The organism is Bowmanella yangjiangensis (assembly GCF_017255015.1).
GTDB classification, from domain to species: Bacteria; Pseudomonadota; Gammaproteobacteria; order Enterobacterales; family Alteromonadaceae; genus Bowmanella; species Bowmanella yangjiangensis.
The window spans coordinates 43,970-68,292 of sequence record NZ_JAFKCS010000021.1 but is presented as its reverse complement, the minus strand read 5'-3'; the positions used below and the strand labels follow the sequence as shown (position 1 = coordinate 68,292).

The 24,323-nt window shown below is 47.9% G+C and carries 29 protein-coding genes; 15 read left to right on the top strand and 14 right to left on the bottom strand.

Features of this window, described 5'->3' with window-relative positions; all coding sequences use genetic code 11:
- Positions 1-34 precede the first annotated feature (34 nt).
- Both J0A65_RS17615 and ilvY read right to left on the bottom strand, forming a co-directional pair.
- The gene (locus tag J0A65_RS17615; RefSeq protein ID WP_206595676.1) at positions 35-874 is read right to left on the bottom strand and encodes an EamA family transporter; all 840 of its coding nucleotides are present in this window, start codon (positions 872-874) and stop codon (positions 35-37) included.
- A gap of 94 nt (positions 875-968) precedes the next feature.
- A complete protein-coding gene (ilvY, locus tag J0A65_RS17610) occupies positions 969-1,826 on the bottom strand; it encodes an HTH-type transcriptional activator IlvY (protein ID WP_206595657.1) in 858 nt (285 codons plus the stop codon).
- Between the two features lie 148 nt (positions 1,827-1,974).
- Between ilvY and ilvC the strand changes: the two genes are divergently transcribed.
- Together ilvC and J0A65_RS17600 are read left to right on the top strand one after the other, a co-directional pair.
- Positions 1,975-3,459, top strand: coding sequence for a ketol-acid reductoisomerase (gene ilvC / locus J0A65_RS17605; RefSeq protein WP_206595656.1), 1,485 nt, complete (start codon positions 1,975-1,977; stop codon positions 3,457-3,459).
- A 135-nt stretch (positions 3,460-3,594) separates the two neighbouring features.
- Positions 3,595-3,786 carry a hypothetical protein gene (locus J0A65_RS17600; protein ID WP_206595655.1) on the top strand — a complete coding sequence of 64 codons (192 nt, stop codon included), beginning with the start codon at positions 3,595-3,597 and terminating at the stop codon, positions 3,784-3,786.
- 39 nt (positions 3,787-3,825) lie between these two features.
- On the opposite strand, the gene J0A65_RS17595 is transcribed toward J0A65_RS17600, so the two are convergent.
- The 3 genes from J0A65_RS17595 to J0A65_RS17585 are packed head-to-tail and all read right to left on the bottom strand — an operon-like array spanning position 3,826 to position 5,732.
- Positions 3,826-4,656: an MOSC domain-containing protein gene (locus J0A65_RS17595; RefSeq protein WP_206595654.1), complete on the bottom strand. Its 831-nt coding sequence runs from the start codon at positions 4,654-4,656 to the stop codon at positions 3,826-3,828.
- A 40-nt stretch (positions 4,657-4,696) separates the two neighbouring features.
- On the bottom strand, positions 4,697-5,272 hold the full coding sequence (locus tag J0A65_RS17590; RefSeq protein ID WP_206595653.1) for a hypothetical protein: 576 nt from the start codon (positions 5,270-5,272) through the stop codon (positions 4,697-4,699).
- The gene (locus J0A65_RS17585; RefSeq protein ID WP_332874358.1) at positions 5,265-5,732 is read right to left on the bottom strand and encodes an RNA polymerase sigma factor; all 468 of its coding nucleotides are present in this window, start codon (positions 5,730-5,732) and stop codon (positions 5,265-5,267) included. The genes J0A65_RS17590 and J0A65_RS17585 overlap by 8 nt, the downstream gene beginning before the upstream one ends.
- Before the next feature lie 165 nt (positions 5,733-5,897).
- On the opposite strand from J0A65_RS17585, the gene J0A65_RS17580 reads away from it, so the two are divergent.
- Positions 5,898-6,176: a hypothetical protein gene (locus tag J0A65_RS17580; RefSeq protein WP_206595652.1), complete on the top strand. Its 279-nt coding sequence runs from the start codon at positions 5,898-5,900 to the stop codon at positions 6,174-6,176.
- 25 nt (positions 6,177-6,201) lie between these two features.
- On the opposite strand, the gene J0A65_RS17575 is transcribed toward J0A65_RS17580, so the two are convergent.
- The 3 genes from J0A65_RS17575 to J0A65_RS17565 all read right to left on the bottom strand — a co-directional run bounded on the left by J0A65_RS17575 (position 6,202) and on the right by J0A65_RS17565 (position 9,953).
- The gene (locus J0A65_RS17575) at positions 6,202-7,452 is read right to left on the bottom strand and encodes a glutamate-5-semialdehyde dehydrogenase (RefSeq protein WP_206595651.1); all 1,251 of its coding nucleotides are present in this window, start codon (positions 7,450-7,452) and stop codon (positions 6,202-6,204) included.
- 66 nt (positions 7,453-7,518) lie between these two features.
- Positions 7,519-8,616 carry a glutamate 5-kinase gene (gene proB / locus J0A65_RS17570; RefSeq protein ID WP_206595650.1) on the bottom strand — a complete coding sequence of 366 codons (1,098 nt, stop codon included), beginning with the start codon at positions 8,614-8,616 and terminating at the stop codon, positions 7,519-7,521.
- Positions 8,617-8,732: 116 nt separating this feature from the next.
- Positions 8,733-9,953, bottom strand: a complete 1,221-nt coding sequence (locus J0A65_RS17565; protein WP_206595649.1) for a sterol desaturase family protein — start codon at positions 9,951-9,953, stop codon at positions 8,733-8,735.
- Positions 9,954-10,261: 308 nt separating this feature from the next.
- On the opposite strand from J0A65_RS17565, the gene J0A65_RS17560 reads away from it, so the two are divergent.
- Together J0A65_RS17560 and J0A65_RS17555 are read left to right on the top strand one after the other, a co-directional pair.
- A complete protein-coding gene (locus J0A65_RS17560; RefSeq protein WP_206595648.1) occupies positions 10,262-11,104 on the top strand; it encodes a DUF3014 domain-containing protein in 843 nt (280 codons plus the stop codon).
- 4 nt (positions 11,105-11,108) lie between these two features.
- Positions 11,109-11,645, top strand: coding sequence for a DUF1285 domain-containing protein (locus tag J0A65_RS17555; protein WP_206595647.1), 537 nt, complete (start codon positions 11,109-11,111; stop codon positions 11,643-11,645).
- Between the two features lie 20 nt (positions 11,646-11,665).
- On the opposite strand, the gene J0A65_RS17550 is transcribed toward J0A65_RS17555, so the two are convergent.
- Positions 11,666-13,213: a methyl-accepting chemotaxis protein gene (locus tag J0A65_RS17550; RefSeq protein WP_206595646.1), complete on the bottom strand. Its 1,548-nt coding sequence runs from the start codon at positions 13,211-13,213 to the stop codon at positions 11,666-11,668.
- Positions 13,214-13,546: 333 nt separating this feature from the next.
- Here J0A65_RS17550 and J0A65_RS17545 point away from each other — a divergent pair, with 333 nt between their 5' ends.
- The 5 genes from J0A65_RS17545 (at position 13,547) to J0A65_RS17525 (ending at position 17,307) form a co-directional block, all read left to right on the top strand.
- Positions 13,547-14,830, top strand: a complete 1,284-nt coding sequence (locus J0A65_RS17545; RefSeq protein WP_206595645.1) for a metal-dependent hydrolase family protein — start codon at positions 13,547-13,549, stop codon at positions 14,828-14,830.
- Complete coding sequence (locus J0A65_RS17540) at positions 14,823-15,932, top strand: hypothetical protein (RefSeq protein ID WP_206595644.1); 1,110 nt, start codon at positions 14,823-14,825, stop codon at positions 15,930-15,932. The genes J0A65_RS17545 and J0A65_RS17540 overlap by 8 nt, the downstream gene beginning before the upstream one ends.
- 105 nt (positions 15,933-16,037) lie before the next feature.
- Positions 16,038-16,505 carry a Dps family protein gene (locus J0A65_RS17535; protein ID WP_206595643.1) on the top strand — a complete coding sequence of 156 codons (468 nt, stop codon included), beginning with the start codon at positions 16,038-16,040 and terminating at the stop codon, positions 16,503-16,505.
- Between the two features lie 103 nt (positions 16,506-16,608).
- Entirely contained in the window at positions 16,609-17,073 is a 465-nt protein-coding gene (locus tag J0A65_RS17530; RefSeq protein ID WP_206595642.1) for a hypothetical protein, read from the top strand.
- 57 nt (positions 17,074-17,130) lie between these two features.
- Positions 17,131-17,307 carry a hypothetical protein gene (locus tag J0A65_RS17525; RefSeq protein ID WP_206595641.1) on the top strand — a complete coding sequence of 59 codons (177 nt, stop codon included), beginning with the start codon at positions 17,131-17,133 and terminating at the stop codon, positions 17,305-17,307.
- A gap of 56 nt (positions 17,308-17,363) precedes the next feature.
- On the opposite strand, the gene tusA is transcribed toward J0A65_RS17525, so the two are convergent.
- The 3 genes from tusA to rph are packed head-to-tail and all read right to left on the bottom strand — an operon-like array spanning position 17,364 to position 18,965.
- Positions 17,364-17,612, bottom strand: coding sequence for a sulfurtransferase TusA (gene tusA / locus J0A65_RS17520; RefSeq protein WP_206595640.1), 249 nt, complete (start codon positions 17,610-17,612; stop codon positions 17,364-17,366).
- A complete protein-coding gene (gene pyrE / locus J0A65_RS17515) occupies positions 17,602-18,243 on the bottom strand; it encodes an orotate phosphoribosyltransferase (RefSeq protein WP_206595639.1) in 642 nt (213 codons plus the stop codon). The genes tusA and pyrE overlap by 11 nt, the downstream gene beginning before the upstream one ends.
- Before the next feature lie 8 nt (positions 18,244-18,251).
- Complete coding sequence (gene rph, locus J0A65_RS17510) at positions 18,252-18,965, bottom strand: ribonuclease PH (protein ID WP_206595638.1); 714 nt, start codon at positions 18,963-18,965, stop codon at positions 18,252-18,254.
- A gap of 198 nt (positions 18,966-19,163) precedes the next feature.
- Between rph and J0A65_RS17505 the strand changes: the two genes are divergently transcribed.
- The 3 genes from J0A65_RS17505 to J0A65_RS17495 all read left to right on the top strand — a co-directional run bounded on the left by J0A65_RS17505 (position 19,164) and on the right by J0A65_RS17495 (position 21,380).
- Positions 19,164-20,027, top strand: a complete 864-nt coding sequence (locus J0A65_RS17505) for a YicC/YloC family endoribonuclease (RefSeq protein ID WP_206595637.1) — start codon at positions 19,164-19,166, stop codon at positions 20,025-20,027.
- Between the two features lie 212 nt (positions 20,028-20,239).
- Positions 20,240-20,521 (top strand): helix-turn-helix transcriptional regulator, encoded by a 282-nt coding sequence (locus J0A65_RS17500; RefSeq protein WP_206595636.1) that lies wholly within the window; start codon positions 20,240-20,242, stop codon positions 20,519-20,521.
- A 169-nt stretch (positions 20,522-20,690) separates the two neighbouring features.
- Positions 20,691-21,380: a choice-of-anchor H family protein gene (locus J0A65_RS17495; RefSeq protein ID WP_206595635.1), complete on the top strand. Its 690-nt coding sequence runs from the start codon at positions 20,691-20,693 to the stop codon at positions 21,378-21,380.
- 21 nt (positions 21,381-21,401) lie between these two features.
- Here the strand turns inward: J0A65_RS17495 and J0A65_RS17490 are convergent, their stop codons facing one another.
- Positions 21,402-21,842 (bottom strand): nuclear transport factor 2 family protein, encoded by a 441-nt coding sequence (locus J0A65_RS17490; protein WP_206595634.1) that lies wholly within the window; start codon positions 21,840-21,842, stop codon positions 21,402-21,404.
- A 13-nt stretch (positions 21,843-21,855) separates the two neighbouring features.
- Positions 21,856-22,230: an MGMT family protein gene (locus tag J0A65_RS17485; protein ID WP_206595633.1), complete on the bottom strand. Its 375-nt coding sequence runs from the start codon at positions 22,228-22,230 to the stop codon at positions 21,856-21,858.
- A 228-nt stretch (positions 22,231-22,458) separates the two neighbouring features.
- Here J0A65_RS17485 and tagH point away from each other — a divergent pair, with 228 nt between their 5' ends.
- Together tagH and tssJ are read left to right on the top strand one after the other, a co-directional pair.
- Complete coding sequence (tagH, locus tag J0A65_RS17480) at positions 22,459-23,712, top strand: type VI secretion system-associated FHA domain protein TagH (RefSeq protein WP_206595632.1); 1,254 nt, start codon at positions 22,459-22,461, stop codon at positions 23,710-23,712.
- 100 nt (positions 23,713-23,812) lie between these two features.
- Complete coding sequence (gene tssJ, locus J0A65_RS17475) at positions 23,813-24,316, top strand: type VI secretion system lipoprotein TssJ (RefSeq protein ID WP_206595631.1); 504 nt, start codon at positions 23,813-23,815, stop codon at positions 24,314-24,316.
- Positions 24,317-24,323 lie beyond the last annotated feature (7 nt).

The window sequence follows — 24,323 nt, the reverse complement described above, 5'->3', positions numbered from 1 at the left end:
GCGGAGCACCCCAGGTTCTGTTAAGTTGCTTAACTCAGCTCCATACCACGCAAACGGCTGCGACCACAATTAGCAGCAACCCAAGTTTATCGGCGTTTGCGAGCTTCTCACGAAATAGCCAGGCAGAGATCATCAGACTGAACAGAACTTCAACTTGCCCCAGGGTTTTAACCAGGGCAACAGACTCCAAACTCATGGCGGTGAACCAGCCAATTGAGCCAAGGCAGCTGCAAAAACTAATTAGCAGGGTCAATCTGGGCCTATGCCATAAGGCTTTCAAAGTGGCCGCATCTTTAACCAGCAACCAGCCGACCATTAGTACCGATTGCAGCAAGATCACCAGCAGCAGCACCCAGGCGGCACCATGGGGAAAAGGCAGCCCGAGGGCTAAACTGGCCTCTCTAACCCAAAGTGACGTTAACGCAAAAGCCAGGCCACTCCCCAGCCCTAACCCTAAGGTTTGCCAGGACCATCCCTGCGATGCACGCAGACCACTTAGCAGAAACACGGCCAGTGCGCCCAACAGCACGCCCAGCCAACCAAGCCAATCCAGAGACACCGCAAAAAACGCCACACCCAGAGCCGCCGCCAGAATAGCTTCGCTTTTGGCCAGCCCAACGCCGATAGCGTAATTGCGTAACTGGAACAAACGCACCATCAGTGCCGTTGCCAGGATTTGCATCAATGCCGCCCCCAGAATGTACCAGGCAAAAGCAACATTCGGCTCCGGCAGTGCCACCGGTTTCCACCAGTAAAGCCCCAAAAGGTAGAGCGCGGCCAGTGGGCTGGCATACAGAAAGCGCGCTAAGGTTACGCCGCTGGCAGCCACGTCATGACTGAGCTGCTTTTGAAATGCGTTACGCCAGGCCTGCATAAAGGCAGCCAGTAATGTAAAGGGGATCCAAAGCACTGCAATTTACCGCTGACCAAAAAGAGGCCAGATAATAACAGTCAATTCTGGTTGTGCCTTAAATTTGTTCCAGCAATGCCTTAATCAGCGGCTCGCTTGCTCTTTCTTTGAGGCAACACAACCCCAGTTTAAAGGGCTCTATATCACTAAGAGGAATAATGCCAATTTTGTCCGCAAGAATGGACTGCTCAACAACAGGCCGGGGCACTATACCGATACCGCATCCCAGCGCCACCATACTTACTATCGCCTCATGCCCGCCTACGGTGGCATACACATTGGGGCGAATGCCATGTTCTGTAAGCCAATGATGCACAATTCGCTTAGATGGGCCTGAGTCAGGCAGTACCATAGACACGGTGCGCCAGTCGACTTGTTCAACCTGGGTAAGACGCATAGACGCGGGGCAAATCATCACCAAGGGCAGGGTGTCCAGATGATGAAAAGCCAGCTCCGGTGGGAAATCTGGTGCATCGACTGCAATGGCCATATCCGCTTTGTCTGTTAGTACTTTGTCGGTAGAGACGCCAGGGTCACCCGTGGTCAGTTTAATTTCTACCTGAGGGTACAAATGCCTGAATCGCTCCAGCAATGCCGGCAAATGGCTGTAGCTGGCAGTCACCGAGCAAAACAAACTCAGTTCACCCGCAATTTCCTGCCGGTGTTGTTGTATTTCGCTCTTAACTTGCTGCCAAGCGGTCAATGTCTGCTGGCTAAAATCCAGCAGGCGGCTGCCTGCGGCGGTAAGTTTGACCTTACGATTGTCTCGGACAAACAACGGCGCACCACACTCCTCCTCCAAGCGCTGTATGGCGCGGCTTAACGTAGAAGGACTGACATACAAGGCTTCCGCTGTTTTACCAAAATGCAGACTAGTGGCTAAATGTTGGAACTGTTGCAGGCTACGAATATCCATGCTTATTGCAAAATATGAAACACACTCTTGCAAATATATCATTTTATTCAACATTGGCTATGACCTATTCTCTATCCAACACAAGTACGTCACTGTCTTGTAAGAAGAAGTTTATTGGTCACCCGATAGGGAGACCACGGAGAAAGTTATGGCAAATTATTTTAATTCCCTGAATTTAAGACAGCAGTTGGATCAACTGGGTCAATGCCGTTTTATGGATCGCCAGGAATTCGCTAACGGCTGCGATTTCCTGAAAGGTAAAAAGATTGTCATCGTGGGCTGTGGTGCCCAGGGCCTGAACCAAGGCCTGAATATGCGTGACTCCGGTCTGGATGTGGCTTATGCCCTTCGCCAGTCGGCTATTGATGAAAAACGTGATTCTTATCAGCGTGCAACCTCCAATGGTTTTGAGGTAGGCACTTACCAACAGCTGATTCCTGGTGCAGATCTGGTTTACAACCTGACTCCGGATAAGCAGCATGCCAGCGTTATTGAAGCGGTTATGCCGCTGATGAAGCAAGGTGCTGCACTGTCTTACTCGCATGGCTTCAACATTGTTGAAGAAGGTCAGCAGATTCGTAGCGATATCACTGTTGTCATGTGTGCCCCTAAGTGCCCGGGTACTGAAGTACGTGAGGAATACAAGCGTGGTTTCGGTGTACCTACTCTTATCGCCGTGCACCCTGAGAATGACCCGCAAGGTTTGGGCTTAGACATTGCCAAAGCCCTGGCGTCCGCCACAGGCGGTGATCGTGCCGGTGTATTACATTCGTCTTTTGTTGCCGAAGTAAAATCTGACCTGATGGGTGAACAAACCATCCTGTGTGGTATGCAACAAAGTGCTGCTATCCTGGGCTATGAAAAGATGGTTGCCGATGGGGAAGATCCGGCCTATGCCGCTGCACTTATCCAGTTTGGTTTAGAAGCCATCACCGAAGCACTGAAGATTGGCGGTGTGACTAACATGATGGACAGGCTGTCCAACCCTGCGAAGATTGAGGCTTTCGAGTTATCCGAACAACTGAAAGACCTACTGCGTCCGCTGTTTGAAAAGCACCAGGACGACATCCTCAGCGGTGAGTTCTCACGCACTATGATGCAGGATTGGGCCAACGGCGATGCCAACCTGCTGAAATGGCGCGAAGAAACTGGCCGTAGCGGTTTTGAGCAAGCGCCTGTTTATCAAGGCAAGATCGACGAGCAGGAATTCTTCGACAAAGGTATTTTCCTGGTCGCCATGATCAAATCTGGCGTTGAGTTGGCATTTGAGGTGATGGTGGAGTCCGGCATGCTGCCTGAGTCAGCTTACTACGAGTCTCTGCATGAAACGCCGTTGATTGCCAATACCATTGCCCGTAAGCGCTTGTATGAAATGAATGTGGTTATCTCAGATACCGCAGAATACGGTAACTACCTGTTTGCCAACGCCGCCATTCCGTTGCTGGCAGACAAGCTGATGCCCAGCTTAAGCGCTGAATTACTAGGTAAAGGTTTATCCAACCAATCTAACAGTGTGGACAACAAAACACTGGTTGCCGTTAACCAGGCTATCAGAGACCACCATGTTGAATTGGTAGGTGAAGAGCTACGCGGCTACATGACTGATATGAAGGCCATTGTAGCAGCAAACTAAATTCTCCAGTTTCTGTCGTTAGGTGCTAACCAAGCCCTTTGCCCGGTCAATTTGGCCGGGCTTTTTTATTCCAGCCCAATTCTTTATATATAAATTCATTGTAATAATATTTAAGAATCACTTCCTGGGCCGCACGTGGATCCCGACTTGGTCGGTCAGGTGGCTGAAGGTATGCAGGGCAGTGGTTTTATTGATGATATTTCCGGTATCGTCAACCGTGGCTGCCCAGACACCACTTGCCCCATCAGCGGACCGGTGGACGGCCTGGCAGACAGAAAAGACAGCTTCTTTAAAATGCTGCGTGCCATGGGGCTAAATCCTCAATAATTGCCTTTTAAGCATCATCCGGCTTAGGTCGGGTGGTGCTTAAGCACTGACACGTTGTTGATATATTTCAGCCTCTCGGTCAGCTAAAATTTCCACTGGCATTGTTAGGTCTAATCGACCTTCATTCAGTGGAATCAGATTCATACCGAAGTTAATTTTTCCCGACTCATCTTTACGAAAGGTGCCAAGAGTCTTTAACGGTTCCTGGTCGGCCAGAAACTCGCCGGTACGGGGATCTCTGGTGGTGAACACGCAGCGACTGCAAGGTGAGTCGACCTTAAACTCTACCTCGCCAATACGGATTTTTTGCCAGCCGTCTTCAGCAAAAGGCAAGGTATCCTCAACCACCAAATTCGGCCTAAACTGTGCCATCTGATGGACAATAGGCGAGCGACGGTTAAGCTCCTGCAACGATGCCTGCGAGATCAATAACAGCGGAAAACCATCGGCAAAACTCACATCTACACCGGCTTTCTCGCTGAATCTAGGGGTGTGTTCTCCACAGTAGAGTAACTGGCATTCACGCCCCAGCAGGATGCTAAACCAACGATTAGCCGCTTCTGTAGTGGCAAAGCCATCGAACTGGTCTTTCCATACATGCGTGGACACGGGCACCATAGCGCAGTCAGCATAGCGGATATAAAGTGCAGGCATGTCGGGGTGGCAAACCATCAGTCCATCTCGACGCAGCAGAGCAGAAACTTGCACTAACTTTGGCAAGGCACGCCCGGTTAACATGCGTCCCTTACTGTCCGCTAACATAAAGCGACGATCGAAGCTCAGACCAGGCCCTTCAACCCAGGTATGGGAAAGAGCGATACCCTGAGTAGATTTTATCGGGTAGATATAAATGTCGGTTAACCTGGCCATACGTCTGCGACTCCTTTTATTTACGTCCAACAGCCCTAAATCAAAGTGAACTCTGTTCGATACTGTCCAACCACTCAAGCTGTTGCTGCGCTTTCTTTAGTATCCTTATGGTCCACCACCACCCAAGTGCACAAACACCGCCCACCCAAGCAAAAACGCGTAACAAACGCATCTGGAAGGCTTCCCAAGGTGGTTGCTCTTGATACCAGGTTGCCAATAGCAACACTGCGACACTGATCAGCATGATCACCAGCCCCCATTGAGTAAATCTGGCCAACCGAATGTTATTCAGATTCTGTTGCCGCAAAGTTTGCAGGTGTTCATGCAGATTGTCCCGACTTCGAAACAGCGACAAGCGCCTTAACCAGGTATTCCAAGCTGCCGCTGCAAAAGTGAAAACAAAGATGGCAACCATCCAAATCTGCACGAGCTCTTTCTTGGGCAAAAAATACAGAATAACTACTGCCACAAAGACAACCGACAGCCAGTCCAGCAAAACATAAATCCATTGTTTGAATCGCTCTTTTCGCCATTTGGCCTTTAGCTCGGCCAAATCGGGCAAGTCAACCTGCTGACTTTGCCAGTTCTGTAGCAAAGGATCGCGATTATCACTCATGATTCAACTCCTTACTCAGAGTCTGACGGGCTCTATTTAAGATCATTCCCGCGTTCGCGGCGCTAATACCACAGACCTCTGCTATGTCCTGGTAGCTCAAGCCTTCCATAAACAATGTCATCACTTGCCGGCTTTGCAAGGGCAGCTTACGCACAGCAATCAACAAAGCCTGTTGTTGATTCTGACGAACCATTTTGTCCTCTGGGGCAGTTCGCTCATCAGGCAGACTTTGCACACAGATATCTTCCCGGCCTTTATGTCGCATTTGGCTGGCTACATGACTAACACTGCGGTTGTGGGCAATTCTGAGCACATAGGTTTTCTCGCTACTCTGCCCTCGAAAGCCAACCATCGCCTGCCAAACCGCCAGGTAGATCTCTTGCAGCAATTCTTTGCGTAGCTCACTGTTGGCTTCGTAACTAGACGCTACCCGGCTTAACAACGGACCGTAAAGTTGAATGAGTTTTTCGAAGTCCAGAGTCTGTTCCGGTGGCGTAAAAATGGAAGGGCGCCAGTATTACGCAATGAAACAGAATAGAAAAGTGCAGAAATAGTTTGTTATAAAAATCATCAATCAGATGACTAGCAATCAGACGACCTTGGATTCATCAAAAGGAACCTGATCATGACAACAATTCTGTTTATTTTGCTGTTTGTTGGATTACTGGCGGCCAGCCTGCTCTGTTACTGGCTGGATCATCGTAATGGCTGGAACTTAATGGCTTGGCTAAGCGGTGAGGCATCTTCCCCCTTTGCAGCCAAAAGAACAAAACAGCAGTGTTGCGCAGACAATGAAAAAGACGAAAAAATTCAGCAGTTGCAAGAGCGTATTCAAATACTGAAGCGCATTGTCACTGAACCGGCCTATGAGCTGAATCAAGAGCTATATAAGCTCAAAAGATAAACGGGAGGGCTTAGCCCTCCTGCTTTTACTGGCGAATGTGTCCGTCGCCCAATACCACAAATTTTTCGGTGGTCAGTGACTCTACCCCCATCGGGCCATAGGCATGCAGCTTGCTGGTTGAGATACCAATCTCGGCACCCAGTCCCAACTCTCCACCATCGGAAAAACGCGACGAAGCGTTGGCCATCACTACCGCAGAGTTTACATCGCGAATAAATCGCTGTGCAGTGGAGTAATCCTGAGTGGCGATCACTTCGGTATGACCAGAGCTATGCGCTTCCAGATGCTCAATGGCTTGGGCATAGTCTTCCACTACTCGCACTGCGATTTCCAGTGCCAGGTATTCTGTATCCCAGTCATCATCCGTAGCTGGCTCAGCCTCATGGAAATAGCCCATGCTCTTTTCACAGGCATGCACACGTACCTTGCGCTCATTGAACATGGCCGCGGCCATAGGCAGAAAGCTCGGCGCAATATCTTTATGTACCAGCAAAGTTTCCAGCGCATTACACACACCAGTGCGCTGGGTTTTACCATTGGTCAGCAATCCTAAGGCCTTAACTTCGTCGGCATCCTTATCCACATAGAGGTGACAAACCCCTTTAAAATGCTGGATCACAGGTATGCGGCTGTTTTCCGATACAAATCGAATCAGGCCCTCTCCACCACGTGGGATCACAAGGTCAATAAATTGATTCAGTGTCAGCAGCTCATTCATAATGGCCCGATCGGGATCTGGGATCACTACCACGGCATTCGCATTTACACCATGTGTACTCAATGCCTGATGAATACATTCGGCCAACGCTAAATTAGAATGCAGCGCTTCTTTACCACCACGCAGTACCACGGCATTACCAGCTTTAAAACAAAGTGCAGCGGCGTCTATAGTCACATTTGGACGAGACTCGTAGATCATGGCTATCACACCCAGTGGGATACGCATTTTGCCTACATCAATACCACTTGGCATGCGACGGATATCGCGAATGCTACCAATGGGATCATCTTGCGCTGCGATTTTTCGAACGGCCTCAGCAATGTTTGCCAATGACTTTTCATTTAAAGCCAACCTGTCCAACATGGCATCGGTCAGACCAGCCTCTTTACCTGCAGCTAAATCTTGTTGGTTAGCCGTCAATATTTGTTCAGACATACTGACCAGATTATCGGCAATACTATGTAATACGGCATTCTTTTGCTGCGCCGATAACTTGGCCAGCTGACGTGACGCCATTCTGGCTTTCTGCGCCATGTCTCGAATGGAAAAACTCATGATGTCTCCTGTTTAACCAGCCCAGCGGGACAGCCGAGCGGTTCGATTCTATTGCAATTCCGGGATTTAAAGCAGTGCCAAATCGTCGCGGTGTACTACAGCTTCACCTGACGAATAACCGATAACACTCTCAAAATCATCACTATGCATGCCTTTAATCGCGTTTAGGTCTGCAGCGCTGTATAGCGTGACGCCTTTGGCAAAAGGGCGGCCCTGATGACAAATTTCTACCGCCTCACCCGGCATAAAATCACCTTCAACTTTGGCGATACCAACAGGTAGTAAAGATGCCCCGGATTTAATTAGCGCCTCTCTGGCCCCGTGGTCGACATCTATCCGACCGGTCGCAATCAGCGTGTGCTTGAGCCATTGTGCTTTGGCAGAATCTGGCGTTTTGGTTGGCACAAACCTGGTTCCGGGAATACGACCATCCAATAAGGCATCAAACACTTCTCCCTTACCGCCATTAACGATAAGTGTCTGAATTCCACTCTCAGAGCATTTATCAGCCGCCTCAATCTTGGTTCGCATACCCCCTGTACCAACTTTACTTCCTGGACCTCCAGCAAGCCCATAGATAGTGCCATCGATCTGCTCTACGTGGGGAATCAACCGTGCATTAGGATTAAGTCTGGGATCGGCGTCGTAAAGCCCGTCGATATCCGAGCAGATAATCAAGGTATCTGCTTCGGCAACCATGGCGGTGTAGGCAGCCAAATTATCATTGTCGCCAACTTTCAGTACATCCACCGCAACAGTATCGTTTTCATTAACTATGGGTAACACATTGTTGTTCAGCAATTCACGCAAGGTATTTTTGATATTGAGATACCTGGCCCGATCATGAAAGTCATCGTAAGTGAGTAACACTTGGGCACAGGGAAAATCAAAAAAACGTGACCAGTTTGCCATCATTTGCGTTTGCCCAATGGCTGCCATAGCCTGCTTTTCAGCAATGGAAGGGTGGGCATTGTGGGCAATGGCACTGCGTCCTGCAGCCACGCTGCCTGATGAGACAATAACAACTTGTTTGCCCTGCTCGCGGCTTTCGGTAATAAATCTGGCGATGGCCAACAAGTACTTAGCACTGCACTGATGCCCGTCAGGTGATATCAGTGCGCTACCAACTTTGATGACAGCTCGTTGCCAGTTAAATTCAGTCATTTATCCTCCAACATTGAAATCCTTATACTAGGATACTGATGTCATTAGGATAAACAAGTTCGCTTGGTTATAAGCTAAGAGAGAGCGTAAAGCGGCAACTTTACGCCGTGACAAATTCAAACTTTCTCAATAGCGGGCTGAGGCGCCGCCGACTTTACGGCGACCAACATGACAAGACTAATCACAGAGCCCGTAACTAAAGTGATGCTCAACCAGTGAGGTATCAAGAACACAGCGAGAGCGGCTAAAACCGATAGGTTTTTTACCAATTCCAACCAACGCGCGAACCATCTCTGCTCCATCAAGGCACCAACACTGAACGTCGAAAACAACACAAACAGCATGATTCCCCATTGTTGCCACAAAGCAATTTCATTACCGTGCAGCATAAGCATAAGCGCAATAAGAATAGTTAATCCGTGCTGCAGCAGACTATACAGCTTTGTAGCAGTACCAATAGGCGGATCATACTTCTCAAATCGACTTAAATCTGCCTTGGGGATAGGGTACTTAGCCTCAACATCGGCCGGTCGCCAGCCAGTTCGTTTGAACCAGATTTGCACCTTATCCTGCCAGCGTGCAGCATGCCAGCAATCATGCACCAACTGGCTGTATACATGAACATTGGCCCAAAGTGGATTCCAGCTACGCAGCGCTTTACGTATGCCAAATAGCGGAGGGTCATCCTCTAACTCTTCTTGGAATGAACCGAATAAGCGATCCCAAACAATGAAAACGCCACCATAGTTTCGATCAATGTATCGCTGATTCTGCGCGTGATGCACTCTGTGATTTGATGGGGTAACGAATATCCATTCCAGCCAGCCCAATTTGGGCACATGTCTGGTGTGCACCCAAAATTGGTAGATAAGATTCAGGGAGCCAACAGCAATAAACATTTCCGGAGTGATACCCAGTACAGCCATAGGTAAATAGAATACCCAACTGAACAGACTGCTACTGCTCTGACGTAGTGCCGTAGTCAGGTTATATTCCTCACTGGAATGATGTACCACGTGTGCGGCCCACAGCACATTCATTTCATGACCAAGCCGATGATTCCAGTAATAGAAAAAGTCGTAAAGAACAAAGGCTAGCAAACCAACCCCAAGACTATCGGGCAAGGTCAGCCAAGCTATATGCTCAAATACAAGCGCATAAATCGTAAACGGGATCAGCTTGTAAACAACCCCGATCACCCGGCTCAAAACACCGGCACTGAGGCTATTTATGGCATCATTAACGCGATAATAATCTGTCTGGCGTACCCGCTCAGCGACAAGCTCGATGGCAATAAGTAAAAAAAAGAACGGAATAGCCAGCAATACATAACTCATTTAGCGCTCCGCAAACGGCAGTATGTTAAAACTTGGTTAAAAATATCTTGTCAGACCAGTCTATCCCCGCTTGTTTATGCTGTCCAGCAGGCCAAAGCCTCGGACTTTACCGTTTTAAATTCATGCAAACTTTACTCTTCGGGTTCACAATGCTCGATAGCCGTTCAATTAAATGAAACCAATGGGCGTTTGCTCAGTCGATATAAATATGGGGTGAAATCCATATTTCCTGAGGAGTATGTGGATGCAATCCCGCGACCAATTGAGTACCTTATACCTAGTAATGCAGCAAAGAAGGTGGACCTTAGATGGCTGAGACAGAATCAACAGAGAAGAAATCCTTGCTTCCCCATGCCTTGATCGGCGGCGTTTTGTTGATCATTTTGCTGGCGGTGTTCTTCTGGCCATCAGAGGAGCCTGCGCCTGAAACGCAACCTCAACCCTTGCCTGCCCCACTTCAGGTTGAAGAGCCAGAGCCACTATCTGAACCTCAGCCCGAACCGGAAATAGAGGAACCACAAAGCCCCGCCCAATTACCAGAGCAGGAGCCGGCACCTGAACCTTTACCCGCTGAACCCATCGACGTAAGCGATGGTGCAGTGAAAACCGCAATTCTGAACACCGGCAGCTATGAAGCACTGGCAAGATTTATTGTTGATGATGATTTACTGAGACGTTTTGTTGTCTTCAGCACCAATTTATCCAACAGTGAGCTGGCTGCTAGCCACAGAGTTCTGCAACCTCCCCAACAAGAATTTCGTGTCTACCGTCAGGCCGGGAAAGAATGGATAGATACCGCCAGTTATAAGCGTTATACCCCTTATGTCGAAGCGTTGGAAAGCATGGACACCAACCAACTTATTGCGTTGTATGAAGTGTACAAGCCCGCCATCACTGAAATTTTTGCAGAAGTAGGCGACGGAAGCAGTGATTTTGACGACGTGCTGGATGATGCGATAAACCATTTGCTGGATACGCCAGAAGTCCCTATTCCGGTTGAAGTCAGCACCGACAGCGTGATGTATAAGTACACAGACGAGCGTTTGGAGTCGCTTTCTGCACCTCAGAAGCAATTACTGAGAACAGGGCCAGAAAATATGCGTCTGATTAAAGCTAAACTCAGAGAGATTCGCGACGCCTTAGCCCAGTAAGCCAATGAAACTGCAAGACATACAAGCGAGCCTGACAGAACAGGATTCAACACTGCCGCCTGTAGAGGACTGGCACCCCGATTATTGCGGGGAACTTGACCTTGAGATTCATCATGACGGTAGTTGGCACTATCAGGGTTCCCCCATTGGACGGCGATCGCTGGTAACGCTTTTCGCCAGAGTACTTGTGCGCGAAGGTGAAAAGTACTATCTGGTCACGCCAGTTGAGAAGGTGGGTATTCAGGTTGCCGATGCGCCTTTTTTGGTCACCGGCTGGCAGCGGCAGGACGGCCATCTGCTGTTTAGTACCAATGTGGGAGAGCAGTATCTGGTGAGTGATGAACATCCTGTGCAGCTTTTAACTGATAAGGTTAGCGGGGATCTGCTGCCCTACTTGTTAGTGCGCCGAAATCTCTATGCAAGATTGCACCAGAATGTATTTTACCAGTTAGCCGAGCTGGGGATGCCTGGCGAAATCAACAACACCAGACATTTGCTATTAAGTAGCGGGAACTATCAATTCAGTCTTGGGCTGCTGTAGTCAGCAGCCCCCTCTATTAATCAACGATGGCTGAAGGTTCTCACCATGGCAGCTATCCCATCTATATTACTGCGTAAAGTCGATGAGCTCTGTTCCATAGACAATGCTACTTGGGCATTATCATCAGCCACTTCGGTAATTTTTCCTATGTTGCGACTAATCTCTTCACATACTTTACCTTGCTGCTCTGACGCAGTGGCAATCTGAGTAGAATAGTCAGCAATTACGGACATCATCTGATAGATCTCTGCGATGGCTTTAGCAGAATTGCTTGCATCATCGACACACTCCATGGCCTGTTCTCGGCTCTTTTCCATACTAACAACCCACTGCTGCAGTGTATGACGCATGGTTTTCAAACTCGTGTGGATATTCGCTGTAGATGATTGTGTCCTTGTGGACAGAGCCCTAACCTCATCAGCCACCACCGAAAAGCCTCGACCACTCTCGCCAGCGCGGGCCGCCTCAATAGCCGCATTCAAGGCAAGCAGATTAGTTTGATCCGCGATGGCTTCGATCTCGCCCATCACATTGGCAACTTTGTCAGCCTCAACAACCAATTGATTAGCCGATGCCGCGGCCTGTTCCACCACAGAAGCAAGGCCACTCACTTTATCCTTACTTTGCTGAACACTTTCCCGCGCGTCACCACAATGCTGACTAGCCTCGCGAACTTTTTCCGATGTATCCACAGTGTTGCGAGCAATCTCCTGGCTGGTTGCGGCCATTTCGGTAATAGCCGCCGCAATCTGCTGAACTTCAAACTTTTGCTGCTCCAAACCACTGGCTGTGGTATGTGCTGCACTCGCGGTTTCACTTGCAACCCCAGATAACCCTCTGGCTGAATCCTGCATACGCCCAAGCACCGTGCGCAAACGAGCTTGCATTAGTCCCAAATGGAAATCCATGTAACTCTGTGTGCCTTTTCCACTGTAGATAAACCGACAGACACTGTCATACTGTGATTTAAGTTGAATGGCTGTTTTAGGCACACTAATTAGCTCATCGCGATACAGCCAAGCTAGTGCTAGTAACAACCCAATAACCGTCAGACCGGCAACCCAGCCACCACTCCAAAAGCTCAACGCGGTGGCCAAAGTTGTCAGACCAGCGGTCAGCAGATGCTTTTGCGCATTCCCCATCTCCCAGCCGCTAAACTTTCCGGTCCGGATCAAGGCATAAGCTTTCTCGGCCTTAGCCACTAAATTCCGGTCAGGTTTAACTCGTACGGACTGATAACCAACCTTATCGGCGCCCTCAAAAATAGGTGTGACGTACGCATCAACCCAGTAATAGCGCCCATCTTTACAGCGATTCTTTACCATTCCACGCCAGGCTTGCCCCTTTTTCAGGCTGTCCCATAAATCGGCAAAGGCTTCCTTTGGCATATCCGGATGTCTAACTAAATTGTGATTCTTCCCCAGCAGCTCATCCAGCGAGTAGCCAGCAACTCGGCAAAAGGCACTATTGGCGTAAGTGATGACACCTCGTAAGTCGGTCGTCGATACCAACTCTTCATCAGCTTGGTACAAGACCTCTTCATTTATGAGTGTTTGCTCACGACGCATTTAAATATCCTTTTGCCCGACAGAAAGTGAAAGTATGAACAATAACGTTCGAACCGCTCATTATAGCAAAAATAATAGATAAACCAGCTAGTTAGTGTAAAAATGATGAAATAACATACGCTAAATGTCGCTAAGCTGGCATTTTCGATATTTGATCGCATTTCTGTATATATGGATATACTCGCCGTCTATTGCCAAATGGCTGAGCCATTAACACTTTTACTAAGTCAATCACTCAAAACCCTGCCACTTTATAACAATCGCAAACCTTTTGCCGTCCGTTAGAAACTGCTCTAAGGTGTCCCAATAACAAGCGCACGAAAGGGAACAATAATGAAAATCAAATATCTCTGCCTGCTCAGCCTAACCTGCATATCTGGGCAATCCTTAGCAGCCACATTTATACACGCTGGCCAACTGATATCGGCAGCAAACAGTAAGGTCTTGAAGAATATGACAGTTGTGGTCGATGGAAATAAAATCGTCGACGTACAAAGCGGTTACCTGCAGCCGGGTGATGGTGACCAACTTATTGATATGCGCGACGGAACCTTGATGCCAGGCTTGATGGATATGCATACGCATTTAAGCTCGCAGCAAGGCCCGGGGGCATACATGGAACGCTTCACCTTAAATGAGGCGGACTATGCGCTTAAAGGGGTAAGCTTTGCCCAAAAAACCCTGCAGGCTGGTTTCACAACAGTGCGCAACCTAGGTGATGGTTTCAATGAAACCGTTGCGCTACGCAATGCAATCAATAACGGTAGCATTCAGGGCCCGCGCATCTACACTTCTGCAAAATCTATCGCAACCACTGGCGGCCATGCCGACCCAACCAATGGCAGAAGAAAGCAGCTGATGGGTGACCCAGGCCCTCTCGACGGTGTAGTGAATGGTGAAGCAGACGCAAGAAAAGCCGTCCGACAGCGTTACAAAGATGGTGCAGATCTTATCAAAATTACCGCCACAGGCGGTGTTTTGAGTGTGGCCAAGAGTAGCCAGAATCCACAATTTATGCAAGATGAGTTGAATGCCATTGTCGCGACAGCTAAAGACTACGGCATGAAAGTCGCCGTACATGCCCATGGTAAAGAGGGTATGAAGCGAGCCATTCTGGCTGGCGTAGATTCCATCGAGCATGGTACCTACATGGATGCTGAGATCATGAAGCTTATGAAGAAACATGGCACCTATTATGTACCTACTGTGATGGCTGGCGAGTGGGTAGCTGAAAAATCCAAAATTGATGGCTTCTTTCCCGCCCTTGTCAGACCTAAAGCCGCAGCTATAGGACCGCTGATCCAGAACACATTTGCAAAGGCATACAAGGCCGGCGTCAACATTGCATTTGGTACGGATTCAGGAGTATCAGCACATGGGGATAATGGAAGGGAGTTTGCATTGATGGTGGAGGCAGGTATGCCTGCAATCGAAGCCATTCGCTCAGCTACCTTTCATGGTGCAGAGTTACTAGGCATTTCTGACCAGCTGGGTACAGTGGAAAAGGGCAAGTTGGCAGACCTAGTAGCAGTAAAAGGAGATCCCCTGCAAGATATTTCACTGCTCTCCAAAATTAACTTTGTTATGAAGGACGGTGAAATAGTTAAGCATGAATAGCCAGCAAGACAGGGATGTCTTGCCTCCCAGGCAAAATATTCATAGGCAATTGATTGGTCGCCCCGTACAATCTGCTTTGGCTTATTTTAATGGGTTTGTTATGTCTTTGCGTTCAAACATAATAGCGTGGCTATTAGTTTGGCTATGCGGGTGTAGCGTAGCTACTCAAGAACCCATATTGCCCGCCACCACAGAACTAAACCTCCCAGCCGTTGGCATATTTTACCAGCAGTCAGAAAACCAGTTGGCCAACTGGTGCTTGCAGCAAGACAACGATTGCCAGCTGATGGCGGTAGACTTGAATCTTATTGTTCGGCAACTAGAAAACACCGGACTATTCCCCCTAGTCACCCAAAACCCCGGTGCGGACTATGAGTTTCTTCTTGCTGGCGCTCAAGATGACAAGCAAATCATTATTGATGTCTTATTAGCTTGGCAGGGCATACCCCTAACTACATATCAATATCGAGTGCCGAGAGAACGAAAGTCATCTTTCATCGCCGAATTCAGCAAAGACCTGCAGCTTGATGTTCTGCGCGATGACGTTTTTAGTTCGGGCTATCTGGCCAAAACCCTGAAAGCTGATGACTATGTATCTGATTTACAGGTTCCATCCCAAGTGGCAAGTTTCCATCTTAGCCATAGATTGATCTACAACGACCCATTTCAAGGTTCGGTTCTCACCTATCATAACCCAGAATTTAAGGACGATAGAATAGAAGTAAGCATTTACCCCATCCCGTCAAGCAACATCACCGATATGCCAACAGCTATTGCCGAAGAAACAGATAAATTGCGTAGCAACCTGGTTGATTTTGCAAAACAGCACAAATTACCGCCGTTAAGCATGACCGCAGACACCGCGATAAAGTGGACGCAACAAGGGCGGCAGTATCAAGGTTTCTACTTGGATGCCAGCATTTTGAGTGCAGACACCGAGCCATTCTATGCAGCCTACTTTTTTTTCGTTGAACAGGACAAGATAGTACGTTTTACCACTACATTCCCTTCAGAGCTGGCCATAAACTTCGTCAAGGAAACATTACCTCAGATGCAAGTCCCGGCAGAATCCGCTTTTATGGCGAAATTAAGACGCCCCTAGAGTAAACCATGGAAAATCGATTGAATCGATAGAGTTCTTGCACTTGATCTAAAAGCACTTTACCCCAATCCTATATGAGTACTTAAAGTAACTCGGAGAATTAAGATGAGTAATATTGATATAGGGATCGCGACTCAGGACAGGCTGGATATCGCCACTGGACTTAAACGTTTGTTGGCTGACACCTACACTCTCTACCTCCAAACGCATAACTTTCACTGGAACGTCACCGGGCCACAGTTTCGTGAGTTACATTTAATGTTTGAAGAGCATTACACCGAGCTGGCTGTCGCCGTTGATGACATTGCCGAACGTATTCGTACTTTGGGCGTGATTGCGCCAGGTACTTATAAGGCCTTTGCTGCACTCAGCTCTATCAAGGAAGTAGAAGATATTCCCGCTGCTGCAGATATGGTGCAGATACTGAACAAGAGCCATGAGCAGGTGGTGAAAACTTGCCGAGAAGCCCTGAAATTGGCTCAGGAAGCCAATGATGAATCCACCGCAGCGCTAGTTTCGGATCGCATGCGCATTCATGAGAAAACCGCTTGGATGCTTCGCGCCATGCAATAACTACATGGCGGCAGGAAATCCTGCCGCTAAATAAACCAAGTTGATAATAATTCTCATTTGAACTATTTTATGAATGGTCTTCTGATTGATCATGGAATAGCTCATGTCTTCACACTTTCTTTGTAACTACCATCGCGCCTGGCTGACGGCTCACCCTCAGGCTGCCGTAGCACATCTTCAACAATGCATCCACAGCGCATCTGTACTAAGGCAAGCAGGGGCGTGGAGCAGAGCATTACCTCACCTTGGTAGTGCGTTTGAAGCGGCCACACTGCTATTGGACTGCGTTGAAATAGACTTACAACTGGCCGCCACAGAGCTGACCTCGTCAGCCCTTCTGTTAGCCGATAACTACTACAGAATGTCGCACTTCCATCAAGGCCGTGAGGTAGTAAATCAATCCATTACCTTGCTAGTTGCGGTGCAGCAACGTGATGATGTTTTTAGCTCTGTACGCTTATCGGGATGTATCAATTTACTGCACAAGAAGCTAACTGATTTCTTTTCCCTTGAAAGACGGCAACCTGCTGACCAAAGGATGTTTAAATTAAGCCCGGTTGTTCATTGACTATCAATACAACAAAGCCAGACACCCGACATACCTGATTCGTTAAGGAGGCAATCTATGGTGAGTCATCAAGAAGACTTTTTAAGTTTGAAAATTCGTATGGATACACTGGCGAAGCTAATCAGCCACCATCAGCTACATATTGAGGATTTGCGCTGCAGTGATAGTCAGTCTGCAGCATTGCTAAGGCGCCTCATTCTTGAGTGCGCCCTGCACAATGTAAGTAACAACTAACCAATATTTCTAAGGTAAGATGGGTTACGCTCAGTCAGTAGAAAGCATCACAGTTACTACGCTAAACCTTTCCTGATTAAATAGCGGAAAGGGGCCTGTGTAGTATCGGCTTTCAGAAGCTGATGCTCCATAAAACGACAGAAACTCGGTATATCCCGGGTTGTTGCAGGATCATCGGCCGTCACCAGGATAGTTTGACCGTCCTGCATTTTACGGATAGCCAAACGCACCATCATTACCGGTTCTGGGCAACGCAGACCCAATGTATCTAGCTGCTCGTCGGCTTTTTCAAATTCAAATGCCATAAGCCTGACGGTACTTTTGGATCTGCTGCAGGTTCTCAGCCATATCCGGTTTGTCTTCTAAGTAGCTGATAAGATCAGCCAGACTGATAATAGAGATCACTTTAGTCGCGAAGTCTCGCTCAACTTCTTGGATAGCGGATAAATCGCCCTGACCTTTTTCCTGACGATCCAGCGCAATTAACACACCGGCAAGTGTTGCTCCATTGGCCTGAATAATTTGCATTGATTCTCGAATCGCCGTGCCAGCAGTAATAACATCATCGACCAACATGACCTTTCCTTGCAGAGCACTGCCCACAAGGTTTCCACCCTCACCGTGATCTTTAGCTTCCTTACGGTTAAAGCAATAAGGTTTATCTATGTCATATTTATCGGCTAGCGCAACCGCAGTGGTGGTAGCAATAGGAATACCTTTATAAGCGGGACCAAACAGCAGGTCATAGTTAACATTCGAATCTACCAGAGCCGCAGCATAAAACTGGCCTAACTTAGCAAGGTCACGACCGGTATTAAATAATCCAGCGTTAAAGAAATACGGACTGGTACGCCCGGACTTTAACTTGAACTGGCCAAACTTTAGCACTTGCCTGGCCAAGGCAAACTCAATAAAGGCCTTTTGGTACTCTTGCATGCTTAACCTCAGTTCAGTGCTGCGCGCTGAATGTCGAAGATTTCACGTAAACCGTGCTTGGCCAACTCCATCATTTCCTGCATTTCTTCAAAGCTGAACGGCGCTTCTTCTGCGGTACCCTGCACCTCTATCAACTTACCGGTTTCGGTCATAACTACGTTCATATCGGTTTCCGCTGCAGAGTCTTCGATGTACTCCAAATCGGCCACTGGTGTACCTTTAAATACACCAACTGAAACAGCGGCAATCATGTACTTCATTGGATTCGCTTTGATCAATCCTTTAGCACGCATCCAGGTCAGCGCATCAGCAAGCGCCACACAAGCACCAGTAATAGATGCCGTTCGGGTGCCGCCGTCCGCCTGAATAACGTCACAATCTAACAAAATGGTATTTTCACCAAGCAGACTCAAATCAACCGCGGCCCGCAAAGCGCGCGCGATCAATCGCTGAATCTCCAGAGTACGGCCACCTTGTTTTCCCCTTGCTGCTTCACGGTCACTACGGGTATGGGTAGAGCGCGGTAACATGCTGTACTCAGCCGTAATCCACCCCTTGCCCTGACCTTTCATAAAGCGGGGCACACCTTCTTCCACAGACGCGGTACAGATAACCTTGGTATTACCAAATTCAATCAGCACAGAGCCTTCGGCGTGGCAGGTGAACTGTCTGGTGATAGTGACGGGACGGATCTGATTGGCGGTTCTGCCGCTTGGACGCATGTTGATTTCCTCTGACGCGCTGTATTGGGCGGCATTATAGCCCAATGAAAAAACGACATCTGCATAAAATGCACGCCCAAGCTCATCTGTATTTTGCTCAGCACTGATTGGAATATCTTGTGAAGCCCCCACAACACCGGTTCTGCATCAGATCCAGTTGGGTTATACTGGCGCTAACTAAACGTTCAGGACAAACATATGATCTACAGTATGACGGCTTTCGCCCGAATTGAGCATAAAGCCCAATGGGGTAATGCTGTATGGGAAATACGCTCGGTAAACCAACGTTACCTGGAAAGCTATTTTCGTCTGCCTGAACAGTTCCGCAGTTTAGAACCTTTATTAAGAGAACGATTCCGTAAGGCCTTACAACGGGGCAAAGTTGAATGCTCACTGCGTTTTATGGCCAATGATGCCGCGGTTGGAAAAGTCACGCTTAATGAAAGTCTAGCCAGGCAATTAATGGAAGCCGCCGACTGGGTGCAATCTCATGGCCAATCTACGGGGGTCAATCCATTTGATGTACTGCGCTGGCCAGGGGTCATTAGCGCCGAAGAAACAGACATGGATGCCATACAAGGAGAGCTACTCGGCGCCTTTGATAAAAGTCTGGAAGAATTGCTTCGTTCGCGCGCAGCGGAAGGTGACAATTTGCGTGTATTAATTGAGCAGCGCTTGACCGCCATTGAATCTGAAGTAAGCACAATTCGCTCTGCAATGCCCGCCGTACTGGAGTGGCAACGCGAACGTATCAGCAACAAGTTTGAAGAAGCAAAAATAGAGTTGGATTCTGGTCGTCTGGAGCAAGAAATGATTCTGTTAGCTCAGCGTTTAGACGTTGCCGAAGAGCTCGATAGATTAAATTCACACATCAGCGAAACGCGCAAAATATTGCACAAAGGTGGGGCATGCGGAAGACGTCTTGACTTTATGATGCAGGAATTTAACCGTGAATCCAATACCTTAGCATCCAAGTCTATCAATGCTGAAATAACGCAAGCAGCCGTTGAACTTAAAGTGTTGATAGAGCAGATGCGCGAGCAGATCCAAAATATAGAATAATTTTTTGCGCAAATTTATTCTCAACTCACGCATTGGATGATTTCGTTTTTTGTACCTTGCCTTGCCGTTTTTAAGCGAGTTAAGTTGCGAAATCATTCTGCTTGAAATACAAAAAACGAGAATTATTTTGCACATTAATTTTACTGAGCATCTTATGCTACGTATGCAACCTTGACCAAAAAACGACAATCTCAAAGCAATAATCCACGCAAATGAAAGAGAAAATAATTGCACAACCAATTCAGCAAGAGATCATTCTGGAATTACTTGCGGCATACCAGAGACAAGAATTAAGTACAGGACAGATCCTTAAAATTCTGCGAAAAGATATTATGGAAATGAGTCAAACAGAGTATGCCAAGATGATTGGTATCAGCCGCAGAACCTTATCTGATCTTGAACAGGATTTAGGCAGCCCGACCTTCCATATTTTTAATGCCGCATTCAAACCTTTCGGTCTCCAGGCTGGCTTGGTGCCATTATTCAAGAACTAGCATAATAGGCATTAGTCAGATAGGAACACGCGCCATTAGTATCTAGAACAAAAAGTGAGCGATCACTTTTTAAGCAGAGCTGCACTGCTTCAGCTTTCATTAAGGCAAATTCAGTCTCAATTCACTCGAATTCAACCACAGTACGTACACCACTGATGGAGAATTCAAAATGAAAGCCGTCCCTTTTTTAGCCCTATTGTTGTTTAGCCTGCCAGGTCTTGCTGATACTGAATGGAAGGCAACATCCAAAGAATCACAACTGAATGAAGTTCGTTCAAGCAGCCCTAAATCCAGCCTGAAGAGCGACAAAGATGCGCCAGCCAGAATTCTTTCCCTGCGCCCTCAGCATACCGACACTGGTGATTTCTGGATTTATGATGCCTGGATTTCCTTGCTCAGCGACCCTGACGCAGATGGATATTACAGTGAATTCACCCTGTCATTTGATGTAGACAGTCTATATACCCAGGCTCCTGTTTATGCTCGGCTTTATCTGGGTAACGCGGACAAGTTCCGTGAGTACCATACGACCTCGGTGTTCTCAGTACATGGGGAGAGCAGTGATGATTTTCTTGACGTGAGAACCACCTTATTGGAAGGCTTCCGTGCTGATGACTACGAGATACTAATTGAGCTGTACGATGGCGACACCGAGGAGCTAGTGGCTGTCTACGACAGTTATGATGACGAAGATTTACTGTATCTGCCGCTGGAAAGCCGGGAATACGAACAAAATGTTGTGATTGTTGAGGAGGTTCATGGTGGCTCAGCAAGTATGCTTGCGATGCTACTGCTACTAACAGTCGTCATTTGGCGTTCAACAACGCGCCAAAACAACAGCCACCGCCATTGCGCTTAGTCTTCTCGTCCTGGCAGGCCATCACTCTTGCTGCATATGCGTCGCCTGCCAGTTAACTACCCGCCATTCATTGTCATTTTTCACTAGCGTACCGCTATTCAGATAATAATGGCGCTCATTATCCGTCTCACCGACCAACTTGAAAGTAATAACAGCAACATCCTCAAACAGCCTGATATTCAAGTCTTCAGCGCTGTAGGTTGTCTTCTCTTCACTAAGGGTAGGGGCAGACTCAAGCGAGGCCATCAACGCTGCCTTACCAAAGCGTTTACCGCTAGAACTAGTATAAACAAGGTCGTCAGCCCAAAACCTGTCATGCATTTCTATATCATTGACCGCTGCACCTTCCAGAAAACGGTTTAGCAAGGTCTTAATACTATCAGCTTCACTTTCTGTACTGGCACTGGCTGCCATAGCCATCAGCAATAACGCTGCACCAACCAACTTCACTAAACCCTTCATTATTATTTTCTCCTTAAAATGCCAAGCCGAATAAAAGCTCCGCCAGATCTGGTCGCCATTGATACTCCACCAGTCTGACCCGGTTTTTCAATACAACAACCTCTTCTTCTTGCAATCGCCCTTTTTGTTCTTCAGCCGTATCCGAACCTGCAGGAAAAGCAATCTGGCCATTCGAGCGTAACACCCGATGCCAGGGCAGTTGCATCGGTTTGGGAGCAGCCTGCAGGGCTTTACCCACCATGCGTGCCCGGCCGGGCAAACCAGCAAGATCGGCGATTTGCCCATAACTGGCAACTCGCCCGGCAGGGATCAATTTCACCGTATGCCAAATGCGCCGGTAATGCTCATTCACCCCACAGTGCAAGGTGGCTTCACTGTCTGTTGTCATGCTCAATACTTCAACGCTATCTATCTGTTTTTATTTGTTAAAGGTTAATCCTTCACCTATTGTTTATTGGTGAAAAATCAACCTGACGGAAAACAGGTTAATTATCATGCCCGCCGAACGTTGTACTGCCAAGTGTTATTAAAATTCTCCAATAGATGGCAGTAAAACGTATCAACCAAGCATGATGCTTAACAACACACGCATGGAACTAAGTAGTGGAGAATGATCTTGGCGTTAAGACTGGAAATCATCAGTTACCAGAAAGAGAGTGCGGCTCAACCTTCTAGTATCGAGCTGCAGGGCAGTACGCTCAGCATTGGCAGAGATAAAAGTAACCATTGGTGCCTGGCTGATCCAGACCGGATTTTATCTAAATCGCATTGCCGTATTGAATCACAACCGCAAGGCTTCTTACTGCAGGATCTAAGCACCAATGGTGTGTACCTTAATCAGGCTTCTCAGGCCATAGGCAAGGGAAACAGCGTCATTCTGAATGACGGAGACAGATTCCGAATCAGCGATTACGACATAAGGGTCTGTATCGAAGAGAGTCCCTCAGTCAACGCCGGGGCGGAATATCCGGACGAAATACCGCAGTTGGTGCAACCACCAGTGGCGGATGAACAAACAGATTGGCATACCTTACTCAGCCCAGACCCAGTTGCTCCCGTGAAGCCTATCGATGACGGCATTGACGCGCCAGCCATAACCCAAACCCATTACGACGCACCCAGCATTGGTATCAGCATCCCAGAAGATTGGAGCTCACAGCAACAAGCGTCCTCTCAGGCTCAGGCTCAGGCTCAGGCTCAGGCTCAGGCTCAGGCTCCAGAAAGCGTATCCCTGCCACCGGAAATTCAGCAAACAACGCAATCCCAGGTCAGCGGAAACCAAAGTGCTCTGTTTAGTGCGTTTCTTGAGGGCGCAGGTCTCACCGCTGAGCACTCAGCGTCTGTTTCTCCCGAGCAATTAATGCGCGAATTGGGCAGCCTATTCCGTTGCATGACAACAGGAATGATAGGTGTTTTGGCGGCCAGGGGTGATATCAAAGGTGAGTTTAGGTTGGCGCAAACCATGATAAAGCCAACCGACAATAATCCGCTAAAGTTCTCGCTGAATGTAGAAGAGGCTATGCAGTCTTTGCTGTTCAAACGAGGAGGCGGCTATATGAATGCGCAACAAGCTTTTGAGGAAGCTTTCGACGACCTGAAAGCCCACCAGGTAGCTATGCTGGCAGGTATGCAGCAGGCGTTGCAGTCACTGTTGAATACCTTTAACCCAGACAGAATAGAACAGGCTAATCAGACCTCCACAGGCATGTCCAAAATACTGGGGCAGCGAAAATCAGCCTATTGGGATAATTACATCATGCTCTACAAAACGCTGTGTAGGGATGGTGAACAAGATGTGCAAAATCTTTTCGGTCGTGACTTTGCAAAGGCCTATGAACAACAGATCAAAAATCAAAAACAAAGTGGCTGAAAATATCCCCGCACATTCATGGAAATTAAACTATAAGTAAAGGCATTACGTTTAAAAAACAAACAAATAGCGAACTCCAACAACGAACCAGGAGGGAAGGATGTCAGGAGTCGGAAACAAGCGTTCTGCGCTAATTTATCGCTGGATTGTGCCACTTGGATTAACCGTCTCTTTGCTGGGCTGTGGATCAAGCACTATGGTACAGGATGTATTTTCGGTGGTAACCAAAGCCGAACTAACCGTAGTCGCTGCCACCGACGTAAATCCAGATATCAATGGACGCCCTTCACCTATTTTGATCCGGCTCTATGAACTCAAATCCCCCGGCGCCTTTAACAGTGCCGATTTTTTCTCATTGTACGACAAAGCCGCAGGTGAACTCGGCAATGACTATATTCGCCATGACGACCTTGAGTTGAAGCCTGGGCAGGAATACCAGAAAGACATCATATTTGATGAAAATACCCGCTATCTTGGCTTAATTGCAGCCTATAGGGATATTGATAACGCAACCTGGAAGCGTGTGGTGGAATTGCCGTCAGATTCTAATTCCGAAATACGGGTTGTGCTTGGCAGTAACGCGCTGCAGTTAAACATCGAGTAATTGTCGG